The 14,066-nt window shown below is 64.0% G+C and carries 14 protein-coding genes; 3 read left to right on the plus strand and 11 right to left on the minus strand.

The features are described from left to right. Positions 1-53: 53 nt before the first annotated feature. From IVB13_RS40185 to IVB13_RS14405, 4 genes are read right to left on the minus strand one after another with little or no spacing between them, the layout of a single operon-like run. Entirely contained in the window at positions 54-188 is a 135-nt protein-coding gene (locus IVB13_RS40185; protein WP_256467693.1) for a hypothetical protein, read from the minus strand. After that, on the minus strand, positions 185-1,123 hold the full coding sequence (locus IVB13_RS14395) for an AEC family transporter (protein WP_247489306.1): 939 nt from the start codon (positions 1,121-1,123) through the stop codon (positions 185-187). Before IVB13_RS14395 ends, IVB13_RS40185 begins: the two co-directional genes overlap by 4 nt. 6 nt (positions 1,124-1,129) lie before the next feature. Further along, positions 1,130-2,053 carry a CoA ester lyase gene (locus IVB13_RS14400; protein WP_085360601.1) on the minus strand — a complete coding sequence of 308 codons (924 nt, stop codon included), beginning with the start codon at positions 2,051-2,053 and terminating at the stop codon, positions 1,130-1,132. A gap of 2 nt (positions 2,054-2,055) precedes the next feature. Further along, positions 2,056-3,222 carry a CaiB/BaiF CoA-transferase family protein gene (locus tag IVB13_RS14405; protein WP_247296195.1) on the minus strand — a complete coding sequence of 389 codons (1,167 nt, stop codon included), beginning with the start codon at positions 3,220-3,222 and terminating at the stop codon, positions 2,056-2,058. 322 nt (positions 3,223-3,544) lie between these two features. On the opposite strand from IVB13_RS14405, the gene IVB13_RS14410 reads away from it, so the two are divergent. Together IVB13_RS14410 and IVB13_RS14415 are read left to right on the plus strand one after the other, a co-directional pair. Further along, positions 3,545-3,907, plus strand: a complete 363-nt coding sequence (locus tag IVB13_RS14410; protein WP_247489307.1) for a hypothetical protein — start codon at positions 3,545-3,547, stop codon at positions 3,905-3,907. A gap of 458 nt (positions 3,908-4,365) precedes the next feature. Continuing rightward, complete coding sequence (locus tag IVB13_RS14415; protein WP_007596685.1) at positions 4,366-5,043, plus strand: ParA family protein; 678 nt, start codon at positions 4,366-4,368, stop codon at positions 5,041-5,043. A gap of 129 nt (positions 5,044-5,172) precedes the next feature. On the opposite strand, the gene IVB13_RS14420 is transcribed toward IVB13_RS14415, so the two are convergent. From IVB13_RS14420 to trxB, 5 genes are all read right to left on the minus strand, one after another. Then, complete coding sequence (locus IVB13_RS14420) at positions 5,173-5,352, minus strand: hypothetical protein (RefSeq protein WP_007596684.1); 180 nt, start codon at positions 5,350-5,352, stop codon at positions 5,173-5,175. Between the two features lie 96 nt (positions 5,353-5,448). Further along, entirely contained in the window at positions 5,449-5,595 is a 147-nt protein-coding gene (locus IVB13_RS14425; protein ID WP_247489309.1) for a hypothetical protein, read from the minus strand. Between the two features lie 177 nt (positions 5,596-5,772). After that, positions 5,773-6,681: a 4-hydroxy-tetrahydrodipicolinate synthase gene (locus IVB13_RS14430; RefSeq protein ID WP_247489311.1), complete on the minus strand. Its 909-nt coding sequence runs from the start codon at positions 6,679-6,681 to the stop codon at positions 5,773-5,775. 460 nt (positions 6,682-7,141) lie between these two features. Next, complete coding sequence (locus IVB13_RS14435; protein ID WP_007614700.1) at positions 7,142-8,065, minus strand: LysR family transcriptional regulator; 924 nt, start codon at positions 8,063-8,065, stop codon at positions 7,142-7,144. Between the two features lie 5 nt (positions 8,066-8,070). Continuing rightward, entirely contained in the window at positions 8,071-9,036 is a 966-nt protein-coding gene (trxB, locus tag IVB13_RS14440) for a thioredoxin-disulfide reductase (RefSeq protein ID WP_018453588.1), read from the minus strand. Between the two features lie 264 nt (positions 9,037-9,300). Here trxB and IVB13_RS14445 point away from each other — a divergent pair, with 264 nt between their 5' ends. After that, the gene (locus IVB13_RS14445) at positions 9,301-9,780 is read left to right on the plus strand and encodes an Lrp/AsnC family transcriptional regulator (protein WP_007596676.1); all 480 of its coding nucleotides are present in this window, start codon (positions 9,301-9,303) and stop codon (positions 9,778-9,780) included. Positions 9,781-9,896: 116 nt separating this feature from the next. Here the strand turns inward: IVB13_RS14445 and greA are convergent, their stop codons facing one another. Both greA and carB read right to left on the minus strand, forming a co-directional pair. After that, positions 9,897-10,370, minus strand: a complete 474-nt coding sequence (gene greA, locus IVB13_RS14450) for a transcription elongation factor GreA (RefSeq protein ID WP_007596674.1) — start codon at positions 10,368-10,370, stop codon at positions 9,897-9,899. 212 nt (positions 10,371-10,582) lie between these two features. Continuing rightward, the gene (gene carB, locus IVB13_RS14455) at positions 10,583-14,047 is read right to left on the minus strand and encodes a carbamoyl-phosphate synthase large subunit (protein ID WP_247489313.1); all 3,465 of its coding nucleotides are present in this window, start codon (positions 14,045-14,047) and stop codon (positions 10,583-10,585) included. Positions 14,048-14,066: the final 19 nt, after the last annotated feature.

Genomic DNA, 14,066 nt, shown 5'->3' on the forward strand with positions numbered 1-14,066 from the left:
CAATGCGCCGAAATGGATTTATCACGCGTGTGCTGTCAGGAGTTCCACGCAGATCACACAGCTTTGGACAGCGACGACAAGGTGTCGCCACGAACGCTGATATGCGGATTGCGTTCGATGCCAAACAGCTGGATGACATCAAAGAAGTTTTTGCTCGAAAGCGAGTTATCGCGCACGGCCTGCCTCACCTCGCCACCACCCACACCGCCACCGGCAACGTCACCGCCGCCAGCAGCGTGCCCAGCGCCACCGCGCCCGACACCGGATTCACCAGCCGCTGATACTGTACCGCGAAGATGTACGCATTGGCGCCGGTCGGCATCGCCGCGAACAGCACGACGACGCCGGCTGCGAGCGGCGGCAGGTCGAGCAGTTTTGCCAGCACGAAGGCGGCCGCCGGCATCGCCAGCAGTTTGAGCGCGCTCATCACGACCACGCTCAACATCTCGCCCTTGACCTCGAACCTGAACAAATTGATGCCGAGCGCGATCAGCGCCGCCGGCGATCCCGCCTGCGCCAGGAGCTCGACGGTCCGGTCGACGACGGGATGAAGGCCGAGGCCGGTGAGGCGCCAGACGAGGCCGAAGCCGATCGCCAGCATGATCGGGTTGCGGGCGAGATCGCGCAGCACCGGCACGATCAGCGACGCGGCCGAGGCGGTCTGCTTGCGGTCGACCAGCTCCATCTGCAGCGTGCCGCAGAGCCAGAGCAGCGGCGTGTTCACCGACAGGATCAGCGCCATCGGTCCTGCCGCCTCGTTGCCCAATGCCGACAGCGTCAGCGGAATGCCGAGCATCACGATATTGCCGTAGACCGAGCCGATCGCGAACACGACGCCGTCCTCGTGATCCTCGCGCCGTTGCCGCAGCAGCGCCGACAGCGCCAGCGCCGCGATCCAGGTCAGCGCGAGCGCGCCATAATAGGCGCCCCACATCCGCCAGGGGCTGACGCCGGAAAATTCCGAGACGACGATGGTGCGGAACAGCAGCGCGGGAATCGCGATGCTGAAGGCGAATTCGGAGATGCCCTTGTGCGCGGTCTCCGAGACGAAGCGAAACAGCACCGCGGCATAGCCGGCCGCGATCAGCGCAAACACCGGCGCGACGATCAGCACCGTGGTCATGCGCCGCTACGACCCCATCTCGATGATCCTGCGCGCCATCCGCACATTGGCATAGTCGATCATCTTGCCGTCGAGCGTCACCGCGCCCTGGCCCTGCGCCTCGGCGTGCTCCATGGCCGCGACCACCCGCCGCGCGTGCGCGAGCTCGGTGTCGGACGGGACGAACGCCCGCAGCGTCGGCTCGATCTGGTCGGGATGGATCACCTGCTTGCCGTCGAAACCCATCGCAGCCGCCTTGAGCGCGCTGCTTTCAGTCAGTTTGCCGTCCCGGAACGCGCCGCACGGACCGTCGATCGCGCGTAGCCCGAACGCGCGCGCGGCCACCAGCAGGCGCATCATCGGATAGGCGAACAGATCGAGCGGCGCCGAGGCATAGCCGCTCTGGGCGGAGCCCACGTGGCGGTAGCCGTCCGGCGACGCGCCGATTTCCGAGGAGCGGGCGCCGATCGACGCCGCGAAATCGCCGACACCGAGATGAAGGGCCGCGACGCTGTCGTGCGCGGCGGCGAGCGCGTCGACATTGACGAGACCCAGCGCGGTCTCGATCAGCAGTTCGAGCGCAACAGGCGAGGGGCGATCGGGCGCGGCCGCACGCAGCTGATCGGCAATGGCGGCGATGTCGCTCGCCCGCTCCGCCTTCGGCACGATCACCGAATCCAATCTGGGAAGCGCAGCGAGCGTGCCGATTTCCTGCGCGATGAAGGGGCTGTCGACGGCGTTGAGCCTGACCGCGACGACCTTGTTGCCCCAATCCAGAGAAGATAAAGCCCCCGCAGCTTCCTCCAGCGCCGCGCCCTTCTCGGACGGCGGCACGGCGTCCTCGAGGTCCATGAACACCGCATCCGCGGCCGAGGTAGCCGCCTTGGCGACGAGACGGGAGCGATGCGCGGGAACGGCCAGATAGACCCGCGTCGGCCGCTGAGGGGCCATCGTCATGTCTCCTTTGCGAGACCGAGTTCGCTGAGGATGGATTGGTTGTGTTGCCCGACGTCAGGCACGGGATCCATCCGGGGCGACAGGCCGGGAATGGTGAGAGCCGGCAGGAAGCTCATCACCGGGCCGCAACGAGATCCCACCGTTTGCACCCGGGAGCGGGCGCGGAGCTGCTCGTGCTCCAGGAACGCCTCGACCGAATTCAGATGCGCGTTGGCGATCGAGGCCTCGTCGAGCAGCCGCAGCACCTCGTCACTGGTCATCGCTGCAAAACGCTGCTCGATATGGACCTGCAGATCGTCCCTGTTCTGCATGCGCAGCGGATTGCTGCGGAAGCGGGGGTGGTCGGCAAGGGCCGCCTCGCCAAGCACGACGGCGCACAGCGATCGCCATTCCCGGTCGTTCTGGATGCCGAAGAAAATCGTGTTGCCGTCTCCGACGCGGAACGGGCCATACGGCGCTATCGTTGCGTGCCTTGCCCCGGTTCGCGGCAGTGGCCGGCCCGTACTCTGCGTGTAGAAGGCGGGATAGCTCATCCAGTCCGTGATGGAATCGAACAGCGAGGCCTGGAAGGCGGTGCCCTTGCCGGTGCGCTCGCGGCGATACAGCGCCATCAGCACGCCGTTGAGGATGTACATGCCGGTGGCGATATCGACCACCGACAGCCCAACCTTGGCGGGCTCCGCCTCGGTGCCGTTGATGGCGAGAACGCCGGCCTCGCACTGCACGAGGAGATCATAGGCCTTCTTGTCGCTGTAGGGACCGCCCGCGCCATAGCCCGACACGTCGCAGGCGATGATCCGGGGATACTTCCGCAGCAGCGATGCGGCATCGAGGCCGAGCCGCTCCGCCGCGCCGGGCGCCAGGTTCTGGATGAAGACGTCGGCCTGCGGCAGCAGGGCCTTGAGCACCTCCTGGCCTTCAGGGCTCTTGATGTCGATGGCGAGGCTCTCCTTCGACCTGTTGGTCCAGACGAACTGGCTCGACATCCCGTTCATCACGTGATCGTAGTCGCGGCAGAAATCGCCGTCGCCCGGCCGCTCGATCTTGATGACGCGGGCGCCCCAGTCCGCAAGATGCCGGCTGGCAAGAGGAGCCGCGATCGCCTGCTCGAGCGAGACCACCGTCACGCCCGACAGCGGCAGCTCCGCCTCATGTCGCTCCATGCAATCGTCTCCGCTCCTGCTCACGCTTTTGTCCAGCGCAGGAGACAAGCCGACCACCCCACGCACGTTCTGTGATGATGGCATCATGCTCCTGTTTTGCCCGACGAGTCAAATCTATTTCGTAAAATCCGCAAAAATGCGATCCGCAAAGTTCAATCGCCACATGGACTTGGCTACTGTGCATGGGGTTGTTTTCGCGTTTTTTGTTTTGGGGGTCCCTGTTGCCGAGACCGCACACGTCCCGCCTTTCGCATCTCCCCTCGGTTGCCAACGAACCCCCGTTCACCCACTATCGCCTCCGACTCGACATTTGGGGGGATCGATGCCGGCGTTCCGTTTCAAGAAAACCTTGGCTGCCGCGATCACGGGGATCGCCCTGGCCGTCCTGATCCAGCCGGGTGAAGGCTTTGCCTACTCCCAGGAGGAGCAGCAGGCCTGCACGCCGGATGCGATGCGGCTGTGCGGCGAGTTCGTTCCGAACGTCGACGCCATCACCGCCTGCATGATCCAGAAGAAGTCGCAGCTCTCGCCGCAGTGCCGCGCGTTCTTCCGGCCTGGACCGGAGCCGGGCATGGCGGCCGCGCCCCGCGCCGGCAAGCCGACCAGCATCGCGCCCAGGAGCTCGGGCCGGACGGCGAAGAAGAGCACCAAGCCGGCCAAGAAGAAGAAAGCCAGCGAAGGCTGAACGCGGGCGCCGCGTTCCCTTTTTGAAACTCGATCATGCCCGGGCCACAGCGCGCAGTGCGTTTGATGTCCCGGGCATTTGCGTGTCCAGCCCTCGTTCGCTCGCCCCTTGAGTCAAACTGACCCAGGCATCAGCCCCACACCAGCCACCGGACTCCTTTTGTTCGCCTCCGCGTGCGGAAGCTTGCGATAAGGCAGGACGGAAAGGCTAGCGAAACGGATTGCGCGGCGAGGTTGCATTCCGCTTCGTCCTGCCAAGGCTGCTCAAAAAACGCACGATTGCTGGCGTGAAGGGTGTTGCGATGCAGCTCGCAGCCGTCGTCGCACGCAGTAGTGTGACTCAAAAGCCAACGCGCTTTGTTATTTCATGGCGCCAGCATAACTTATGATAAATTTTTCTTTCCCGAATCACCGCGGTGATTCATTTTCGCCGCCTGGGGTCAATCTGGAGGCAGAGGTATGAACGTTATTGTTTTTGCATCGCGTAAAGGTGGCTCAGGCAAGAGTACCCTGGCCGCGCATCTCGCCGCGCAGATCAAGGCGACCAAGCCGATCCTGCTCGTCGATGCCGATCCGCAAGGCTCGCTCACGCTGTGGCACAAGCTGCGTGGCACCAACGAGCCGCCGATCAAGTCCGCGGTGAACTCGGTCAGCGGCATCGTCTCCGCGGCCAAGCGCGACGGTTATGAATGGGTGTTGATCGACACGCCGCCAAACCTGTCGGCCGTCGTCGACGACGCCATCCGCAATGCCACCATGGTGGTGATTCCTGCCCGTCCCGGCGTGTTCGACGTCAACGCGGTGCAGGAAACCATCCAGATGTGCCGTGCGGCGCGCAAGCCCTACGCGGTCGTGCTCAACGGTGCGCCGGCGCGCCGCGACGAGTCCGAAAGCCCGATCGTCACCATCGCCCGCGAGGCGTTGGCGAAGTTCCGTGCTCCGGTGTGGGGCGGCCAGATCACCAACCGTTCGGATCTGCTGATGGCGCTGAGCCACGGCGAGGGCGCGCGGGAATATCAGGCCGAGAGCCGTGCGGCGCAGGAAATCGCAAGGCTGTGGGCGGCGATCGAACGTTCGGTGAAGGCTATTCGCGGCACGGCGTCGGCGTCCGGCGCAATGCACAAGCAGGCGGCGTAATTTTCATAAATCATTCCCCGGACGAAAAACGCGCGGACCTCCGCGCGTTTTGCGTTTTCGGGCGAGCACGATCCGGAAAAGTGTGAAGCGGTTTTCCGATAAGATCGTGCTCAAGAAAGTGGATGGAAGTTACGCCACCATCAGCATGTAGAACACGATCACCGGCGACAGAGTGAGGATCACCGACCAGATGCCGGCGGCCCAGAGAATGTCCTCGGTGGTAAAGCCCTGCTGTCCAGCGTCGTAATGCGACGCCATCTCGTTATGACTATTCACAAACGCCCCCGCGATTTCTTCGCTTATGGGCATGAACGCTACACGGGATATTTTAAAATTCCGGGTCGCAGTTTCGCGCGCTTTTGAACACAGCTGCTACCACGAGTTAACCATCGCGGCGCGCTGGCATCATGCCAGCCAGACCCGAAACACCAGCACCGGCATCAGGCCGAGCATCACCGCCCAGAAGCCGAACGACGACACCACCACAATTCCCCGCAAGAAATCAGCCGACGCGAACGTGTCTGCCGTCGTCGGGCGGATGCGTTGCCCCATGATCATTCCCCCATTGAAAAGACTTTGAATGAAGACGATAGGCGCGTTTGCGTAAACGAGCCGTGGATGCGCCATGCGGCAGCAGCGAAGGCCGTTGGGGCGGGGTTAACCACGCGCACGCTCTATCACACCCTCTCCCCGTTCTTACGGGGAGAGGGTGGGGTGAGGGGCTATCAGCTACGCCGCGACTTGCATCCGCCGTTCGATCTCGCGGTCGAGCTGGACTGCGAGTTCGCTGCCGATCTCGACCATCGGCAGGCGCACTTCGGGGCTGTCGATCAAACCCGTGCGCCACAGCCAGTATTTTGCCGGCGCGGGACTGGGCTCGGTGAACAACAGGCGCGTCAGGTCCGCGACCTCCTGCCAGCGCGCCAGCGCTGCATCGTGATTGCCGCGCTTCAGCTCGGCATGGACAGCCGCGAACGTCGCGGTCTCGAGATGGGCTGACAGCACGATGCCGCCATCGGCGCCGTCGCTGAGCGCCTCGAAATAATTCGCATCCTCGCCGGTCAGCACGCGAAAGTCCGCAGGCCTGTCGCGCAGCAGCGCGATGGATTGCTCGCGGCTTGCGCCGCAATCCTTCAGGCCGATGATGTTCGGATGCCCGGCAAGCCGCAGCAGCGTCTGGTTGGTGATGTTGACCGAGGTGCGATAGGGGATGTTGTAGAGCGCGAGCGGCCAGGCGGCGTGATCGGCGAGCGCCTCGAAATGCGCCAGAAGGCCGCGCTGCGAGGGCCGCACATAATACGGGCTCGCGATCAGATAACCGTCGATCGGCCAGTCCGCGGTCTCGTCGAGACGCTCCTTCAGCCGCGAGGTGTCCGCGCCTGAAAGTCCGAGGCAGATCGGAAGCTTGCTGTGGCCGGTGGTCAGCTCGTCGCGCACGATGGCGACGAGGCGTTCGAGCTCGGCGTCGCGCAGCGTCATGCCTTCACCGGAGGTCGCGCCCAGGATGAAGCCGTCGACGGCCTGTCCGCTGTAATGCCGTGTCAGCCGGCGCAGCGACCTTTCGTCGAGGGCGCCGTCGCGAAACGGCGTCACCAGCGGCAGCCAGAGCCCGTGCAAATGTTCCTGTAGTCCGGTCATGTTCCATCTCCTTCTCGGGAAACCTGAGACGGGGCACATGAAAAAAACCCCGTCCAGGCGGCGGGGTTTTCGAAGTTTCGGCTCGCGATGACGAAGGCTGTTAGCGCGCGCAAAAATCCGAGGTCCCCAGATGGGGGCCTTTTTTCGAGGCGACTGCCTGCGAGGAGATTGCGCACGACTTCGTGATCATTCGCAAATGATGCGGGGTAAGCATGGAACTGTCAATACACGCGGAGGGCGATGGCCGGATTTGCCAAAAAAAAGCCGGGCTCGATCGAGCCCGGCTTAAGGTATTGGCCACGTGAGGCCGACACAATCACCTTCCAAGAGGGATTACTGAACTCCCGCGCCACTGGAGGAGGGGGACAAATGCGCAACGCGAAGGCTCAGCGTAGAAACATTATGGGCTAGCCTCGCGCCATGCATCAAGCGTCCAAGCCGCATGTCAGACATGCGGAAATCAGGACGGCCAGCGCTGCGCTTTGCTCACCACGAAGTCGCGGAACACTTGCACGCGCGCGACCGTCTTCAGCTCTTCCGGATAAACAAAATACGTATCGAGCTGGATCGAATCCGATTCGCCGAACAGCTGCACGAGGCGGCTCTGTTCTTCGATCAGATAGTCCGGCAGCGCCGCGATGCCGAGGCCCTGCTGACAGGCGCGGACGAGGCCGAGAATGTTGTTGACCCTGAAATAGGCTTCGCGCGGACCCGAGCCGTTGCGTCCCGCTTCGACCAGCCAGTTGCGGTTCTGAAGATGCGGGGCGAAGTTGCCGTCAGAGAGCGTGATGATGCGGTGGGAGTCGAGCTCCTCCAGCGTGCGCGGCGTGCCGAAGCGCTTGATGTAATCAGGCGAGCAATAGGCGTGGAAGCCCATCGCGAACAGCTTGCGCTGAATGAGATCCGGCTGCGTCGGCTTGCGGGTGCGGATCGCGACGTCGGCCTCCCGCATCGATAGGTCGAGCTCCTCGTCGGTGACGATCAGCGAGATCCGGATTTCCGGATAGAGCGCGGTGAATTCGCCGAGCCTGGGGATCAGCCAGTTGATGCCGACGCCGGGCGTGGTGGTGATCTTGAGATCGCCACTCGGCCGCTCGCGGCTGTCGGTCAGTTTCGCGCGCGCCGCCTGCAGCTGCATGAAGACGTCATGGGCGGTGCGGAACAGGAGGTCGCCCTGTTCGGTGAGGATCAGGCCGCGGGCGTGGCGGTGGAACAGCGAGACAGAGAGCTCCTGCTCCAGTGCCGAGACCTGGCGTGACACCGCCGATTGCGACAGGCCGAGCTGCTCGCCCGCGTGCGTGAAGCTGCCCGCTTCCGCCGCGGCGTGAAACACCTTCAGCTTGTCCCAGTCCATATCCGTAAATCCGTCGCGTGTTCTTGCCATGATGTCTATTCCGCTGCCGCGCGCTCGCTGGCGCGCAGGGCCAAAAATCGTTCCGCCTCGAGCGCCGCCATGCAGCCGAGGCCGGCCGCCGTGACCGCTTGACGATAGGTCTCGTCGGCGACGTCGCCGGCGGCGAACAGGCCGGGGACCGAGGTCGCGGTCGAGTTCGGGGCGACCTCGACATAGCCCGACGGTTTCAGCTTGACCTGCCCAGCCACGAGCTCGGTCGCCGGGGCATGCCCGATGGCGATGAAGACGCCGTCGGTCGGCACATCGGTCAACGCGCCGGACTTGACGTTCTTCAGTCGCACATGGGTGACCTTGTTCGGGTTCTCGGTGCCGCAGATCTCGTCGACGGCTGAGTCCCAGACCACCTTGATCTTCGGGTGCTTGAACAGACGCTCCTGCAGGATGCGTTCGGCGCGGAAGTGATCGCGACGATGCACGATGGTGACCTGCGAGGCATGGTTGGTGAGATACAGGGCTTCTTCGACCGCGGTATTGCCGCCGCCGACCACCACGACTTGCTTGTTGCGGTAGAAGAAGCCGTCACAGGTGGCACAGGCCGACACGCCGCCGCCCTGGAATTTCGCTTCGGACGGCAGCCCGAGCCAGCGCGCCTGGGCGCCGGTGGCGAGGATCACGGTGTCGGCGAGATAGACGTCACCGCTATCGCAGGTGAGGCGAAAGGGTCGCTGCGAGGTGTCGAGCTTCGTCACCAGATCGGTCTTGATCTGGGTGCCCACATGCAGCGCCTGCTTCTCCATCTGCTCCATCAGCCAGGGGCCCTGGATCACGTCGGCGAAGCCGGGATAGTTCTCGACGTCGGTGGTGATGGTGAGCTGGCCGCCTGCCTGGATGCCCTGGATCAGGATCGGCTCGAGCATCGCGCGCGCGGCGTAGATCGCCGCCGTGTAGCCTGCGGGGCCGGAGCCGATGATGACGACCTTTGCATGGACAGCGGCGGACATTTCGACAGATGCCTTTCACGGGGGACTGCAGCGCGGGCGCGGAACGTGCCGGGAGGCCTCGCGGAGGCGCTGAAATATCAGAGGTAATCTAAGCCTTCTGGTGAGCTATGCAAGAATTGCATTCCCTATCGGCGGATTTTTCCAACAGGGAACAAAAGTCGATTGCGCTGCACGCGCAATAAAATTGCGCCGGTCGTGCGGTCTGGGCTATGAGGATTGCGACAAAGCCACCGATACCGCCGCAAGACCAGGAGTTCCAATCACGTGTCGCGGAACCTAGACGAGATCGACCTGAAGATTCTCACCGAGATTCAGGCCGACGGTCGAATCACGAATGTCGAGCTGGCCAAGCGCGTCGGCATTTCGCCCCCGCCCTGCCTGCGCCGCGTGCGGGCGCTGGAGGAGGAGGGGTATATCCACGGCTATCGCGGGCTTCTGGATGCACGCAAGCTCGGCTTCGACGTCACGGTGTTTGCCGCAGTGCACCTCTCGAGCCAGGCGGAGGCCGATTTGCGCGCCTTCGAGGAGTTCGTCCGCGCCGAGCCGCTGGTGCGCGAGTGCTGGATGCTGTCGGGCGAAGTCGATTTCATCCTGAAATGCGTCGCACCCGACATGGCCACCTTCCAGGATTTCGTCACCCACCTGACCGCCGCCCCGCACGTCCGCAACGTGCGGACCTCGCTGGTGCTGCACAATTCGAAATACGAGGCGGCCGTGCCGCTCGACGTGAGAGGAAGAAGGTAGTTCGTCCTCTCCCCGCAGGCGGAGCGAGGTGGAGTAAGCCGCACCCCCTCGGCAACACTAGATACAAAAGGCCGCGCATCGCGCGGCCTTTTCAAATCACGCGCGACGGCAAATCGTTACCGCCACTCCACCTTGGTGATCTCATAAGCCTTGGCGCCGCCGGGTGCGTTGACCTCGACTGTTGAGCCCTTCTTCTTGCCGATCAGCGCGCGCGCGAGCGGCGAGGTGATGGAGATGCGGCCCTTCTTGGCGTCGGCCTCGACCTCGCCGACGATCTGCCACACCGTCTTCTTTTCGGTGTCCTCGTCGACCAGTGTCACGGTCGCGCCGAACTTGATGGTGTCGCCGGACAGCTTCGAGATGTCGATGATGTCGGCGCGCGCCAGCTTGTCCTCGAGCTCGGCGATGCGGCCTTCATTGTGGGACTGCTCTTCCTTCGCGGCGTGGTATTCCGCGTTCTCCGAAAGGTCTCCGTGCGAGCGCGCCTCGGCGATATGCTCGATGATCCGCGGACGGTCCTCCGACTGGCGCTTCTTCAGTTCTTCCCCGAGCGCGGCAAAGCCGCCCGCTGTCATCGGTACCTTTTCCATCTCTTCTCTCGTCCTTCGGTCGCACGCGCCCTGAAAAGTCAGCGCGCACGCAACTTGATTCGTCAGTCTGTCCGGGGGCTCAACGCGCGTGCCGCCGAACGTTCATATGGGCTTGGCACCGGAACAGAACAACCATATGGCCGGACAGTTCCTCCGGCCATAGTGGCTTCACCGCCAATCACTTAACAGAAGGTTGGGCCTTCCGCTCGCGATCAGGTTTCCGAAAAGTAGCTCTGCAGGGTCCGAACCTCAAGGTCCCCGCCCAGATAGGCGCGGATGCCCTGCGCGGCCGCCACGGCCCCGGAAAGAGTGGTGTAATACGGCACTTTATGCAAGAGGGCCGCGCGCCGCAGAGAACGGCTGTCGGCGAGCGCCTGCGGGCCTTCGGTGGTGTTGAAGACGAGCTGGACGTCGCCATTGGTGATGGCATCGACGATGTGCGGCCGGCCCTCCAGCACCTTGTTCACCTTCTCGGTCGGGATGCCCTGGTCGGTCAGGAAGCGTGCCGTGCCCGACGTCGCCAGCACCTTGAAGCCGAGCGAATGCAGCTCGCGAACGGCCTCGGTGATGCGCGTCTTGTCGCTCTCGCGAACCGAAACGAACACCGTGCCCTTGCGCGGCACCCGCGTGCCGCCGCCGAGCTGGCTCTTGGCGAACGCCACCGCAAAGGAGCGGTCGATGCCCATGACCTCGCCGGTCGAGCGCATCTCGGGGCCGAGCACGGTATCGACCCCGGGGAAGCGGGCGAACGGAAACACCGATTCCTTCACGCCGACATGATCGAGGTTCGCCTTCTTCAGGTTGAAATCGGCGAGCTTCTCGCCGGCCATGATGCGCGCCGCGATCTTCGCCACCGGCGTACCGACCACCTTGGCGACAAAGGGCACCGTGCGCGAGGCCCGCGGATTGACTTCGAGCACGTAGATCTCGCCGTCCTTGATGGCGTATTGCACATTCATCAGGCCGACGACGTCGAGGCCGAGGGCCAGCTCGCGGGTCTGCCGCTCCAGCTCCTCGATCATCTTGTCGTCCAGCGAGTGCGGCGGCAGCGAGCAGGCGCTGTCGCCGGAATGGATGCCGGCTTCCTCGATGTGCTCCATGATGCCGACGATGAAGGTGTCCTTGCCGTCGCAGAGGCAGTCGACGTCGATCTCGGTCGCATCGGACAGATAGCGGTCGAACAGCAGTGGGTTCTTGCCGAGCACGGTGTTGATTTGGCCGGTCTTGTCGTTCGGGTAGCGCGCCTTGACGTCGCCCGGCACCAGCTCCGGCAGCGTGCCGAGCAGGTAATCGCTGAGCTGGTTTTCCTCGCGGATGATTTGCATCGCGCGGCCGCCGAGCACGTAGGACGGGCGCACCACCAGCGGCAGCCCGAGATCGGTTGCGACCAGGCGCGCTTGCTCCACCGAATAGGCGATGCCGTTCTTGGGCTGCTTCAGCCGCAGCTTGTCGAGCACCCGCTTGAAGCGGTCGCGGTCTTCCGCAAGGTCGATGGCGTCGGGCGAGGTGCCGAGGATCGGCACTTCGGCGGCTTCCAGCGCACGCGCGAGCTTGAGCGGGGTCTGGCCGCCGAACTGCACGATGACGCCGTGCAGCGTGCCGTTGGTGCGTTCCTTCGCGATGATCTCCAGCACGTCCTCGGCGGTGAGCGGCTCGAAATAGAGCCGATCGGCGGTGTCGTAGTCGGTCGACACCGTCTCCGGGTTGCAGTTGACCATGATGGATTCGTAGCCGGCGTCGTGCAGCGCGAAGCAGGCGTGACAGCAGCAATAGTCGAACTCGATGCCCTGGCCGATGCGGTTCGGTCCGCCGCCGAGGATGATGACCTTCTTCTTGTCGGACGGCGAGCTCTCGTCCGCAGGCGTGCCCGCGAATGGCGCCTCATAGGTCGAGTACATGTAGGCGGTGGGCGAAGCGAACTCGGCCGCGCAGGTGTCGATGCGCTTGTAGACCGGGCGAACGCCGAGCGCGTGGCGCTTCGCCGTGACCTCGGCCTCCGTCGTCTCCGCGATCACCGCGAGCCGGGCATCGGAGAAGCCCATGGCCTTGAGCGTGCGCATGCCGAAGGCGTTGCCCGGCAGGCCGTTCTTGCGGACCTTCGCTTCCATCTCGACGATGCCGCGCATCTCGCTGAGGAACCACGGATCGATCTTGCAGGAATTGAAGATCTCCTCGTCCGACCAGCCGAGCCGCATCGCCTGCGCGACCTGGAGCAGCCGGTTCGGTGTCGGCGTGCCCAGCGCAGCGCGGATCGCATTCTTGTCGTCGTCGCGGCCGAGGCCTTCGATCTCGATCTCGTCAAGTCCGGTGAGGCCGGTCTCGAGCCCGCGCAATGCTTTCTGAAGGCTTTCCTGGAAGGTGCGGCCGATCGCCATGACTTCGCCGACCGACTTCATCGACGTAGTCAGCGTGGTGGAGGCACCGGGGAATTTCTCGAAAGCGAAACGCGGCACCTTGGTGACGACATAGTCGATCGTCGGCTCGAACGAGGCCGGCGTGGCGCCGCCGGTGATGTCGTTGGCGATTTCGTCGAGCGTGTAGCCGACCGCAAGCTTGGCGGCGACCTTTGCGATCGGAAAGCCGGTAGCTTTCGAAGCCAGTGCGGAAGAGCGCGACACGCGCGGGTTCATCTCGATGACGACCATGCGGCCGTCTTCCGGGTTGACGCCGAACTGCACGTTGGAGCCGCCGGTCTCGACGCCGATCTCGCGCAGCACCGCCAGCGAGGCGTCGCGCATGATCTGGTATTCCTTGTCGGTCAGCGTCAGCGCCGGCGCCACCGTGATGGAATCGCCGGTGTGCACGCCCATCGGATCGAGGTTCTCGATCGAGCACACGATGATGCAATTGTCGTTCTTGTCGCGCACCACCTCCATCTCGTACTCTTTCCAGCCGAGCACGGATTCTTCGATCAGCACTTCGTTGGTGGGAGACGCATCCAGGCCGCGCTCGATGATGTCGAGGAACTCTTCCTTGTTGTAGGCAATGCCGCCGCCGGTGCCGCCCATGGTGAAGGAGGGGCGGATGATCGCGGGCAGGCCGATCTCGGACAGCGCCATCAGCGCCTGGCCAAGCGCATATTCCTGGTAGCGCTTGCGGCGGTCGCTTTCGCCGAGTGCCCATTGCCGCTCGAGCTCTTCGAGTGCAGCGCCCGATGCCTTGGCGCGTTCGGCCTGGTACTTGTCGCGGAAGGACTTCTTCAGGGCGGAGGCGTTGGCGAGCCGCGACTTCGGCGTCTCGAGCCCGATCTTGGTCATGGCCTCGCGGAACAGCTGGCGGTCCTCGGCCTTGTCGATCGCGTCCGCGGTGGCGCCGATCATCTCGACGTCATACTTTTCCAGCGTGCCTTGCTGGCGCAGCGAGAGCGCGCAGTTCAGCGCGGTCTGTCCGCCCATGGTCGGCAGCAGCGCGAAGCCGCCCGGAATGACGTGACGTTCCTTCTCGATGATTTTCGCGACGATCTCGGGCGTGATCGGCTCGATATAGGTCGCATCGGCCAATTCGGGGTCGGTCATGATGGTGGCCGGATTGGAATTGACGAGGACGATGCGATAGCCCTCTTCCTTCAGCGTCTTCACCGCCTGGGTGCCCGAATAGTCGAACTCGCAGGCTTGGCCGATCACGATGGGACCGGCGCCGATGATCAGGATGGTGGTGATGTCTGTACGTTTGGGCATCAACTCTCGCCGAAGTGGA

Origin of the sequence: Bradyrhizobium sp. 17, from assembly GCF_023073515.1 — a bacterium.
Taxonomy (GTDB): domain Bacteria; phylum Pseudomonadota; class Alphaproteobacteria; order Rhizobiales; family Xanthobacteraceae; genus Bradyrhizobium; species Bradyrhizobium canariense_D.

What these genes read in the sequence shown, in the direction of transcription:
- IVB13_RS14395 (WP_247489306.1), bottom strand. Translation starts at nt 1,123, where the DNA reads ATGACCACGGTGCTGATCGTCGCGCCGGTGTTTGCGCTGATCGCGGCC.
- IVB13_RS14400 (WP_085360601.1), bottom strand. Translation starts at nt 2,053, where the DNA reads ATGGCCCCTCAGCGGCCGACGCGGGTCTATCTGGCCGTTCCCGCGCAT.
- IVB13_RS14405 (WP_247296195.1), bottom strand. Translation starts at nt 3,222, where the DNA reads ATGGAGCGACATGAGGCGGAGCTGCCGCTGTCGGGCGTGACGGTGGTC.
- IVB13_RS14410 (WP_247489307.1), top strand. Translation starts at nt 3,545, where the DNA reads ATGCCGGCGTTCCGTTTCAAGAAAACCTTGGCTGCCGCGATCACGGGG.
- IVB13_RS14415 (WP_007596685.1), top strand. Translation starts at nt 4,366, where the DNA reads ATGAACGTTATTGTTTTTGCATCGCGTAAAGGTGGCTCAGGCAAGAGT.
- IVB13_RS14420 (WP_007596684.1), bottom strand. Translation starts at nt 5,352, where the DNA reads ATGCCCATAAGCGAAGAAATCGCGGGGGCGTTTGTGAATAGTCATAAC.
- IVB13_RS14425 (WP_247489309.1), bottom strand. Translation starts at nt 5,595, where the DNA reads ATGGGGCAACGCATCCGCCCGACGACGGCAGACACGTTCGCGTCGGCT.
- IVB13_RS14430 (WP_247489311.1), bottom strand. Translation starts at nt 6,681, where the DNA reads ATGACCGGACTACAGGAACATTTGCACGGGCTCTGGCTGCCGCTGGTG.
- IVB13_RS14435 (WP_007614700.1), bottom strand. Translation starts at nt 8,065, where the DNA reads ATGGCAAGAACACGCGACGGATTTACGGATATGGACTGGGACAAGCTG.
- trxB (WP_018453588.1), bottom strand. Translation starts at nt 9,036, where the DNA reads ATGTCCGCCGCTGTCCATGCAAAGGTCGTCATCATCGGCTCCGGCCCC.
- greA (WP_007596674.1), bottom strand. Translation starts at nt 10,370, where the DNA reads ATGGAAAAGGTACCGATGACAGCGGGCGGCTTTGCCGCGCTCGGGGAA.
- carB (WP_247489313.1), bottom strand. Translation starts at nt 14,047, where the DNA reads ATGCCCAAACGTACAGACATCACCACCATCCTGATCATCGGCGCCGGT.